The sequence below is a fragment of the Methylobacterium sp. E-066 genome, from assembly GCF_022829635.1.
Lineage (GTDB): Bacteria > Pseudomonadota > Alphaproteobacteria > Rhizobiales > Beijerinckiaceae > Methylobacterium.
Window position 1 is genome coordinate 1 of sequence record NZ_JAKSYO010000133.1, and the last position, 301, is coordinate 301.

Genomic DNA, 301 nt, shown 5'->3' on the forward strand with positions numbered 1-301 from the left:
GGGCGACAATGCGGTACCCGGACAAGAGGCATGGTAGTGTGGCTGTGCCAGAGGTCTCTTCGATCGTGTCGGATAACGGCTCGCGCGCCCGGCTGGGCGCCTGCGCCAGGTGCGCGGTCGAGGTCGGGTTCTTGTTCGCGAACGCGACGGCATGCGACGGCGAGTAATGGGACTGGAGGGCGGACGTGCGCTCTCGCGTTCTGGGCCGCGCCGGGCTCGTGTAGGGCCAGCCGTCGACGAAGCTGATCAGCGCGTCGGGCGTGATCGACTTCCGAATCTGTGACGGTGTCAGCTTCTCGAC

The 301-nt window shown here is 66.8% G+C and carries 1 pseudogene; it reads right to left on the bottom strand.

Annotation, left to right across the window (positions count from 1 at the left end):
• Positions 1–301 (bottom strand): annotated as a pseudogene (locus MKL20_RS19340) (MucR family transcriptional regulator); the annotation flags it as partial.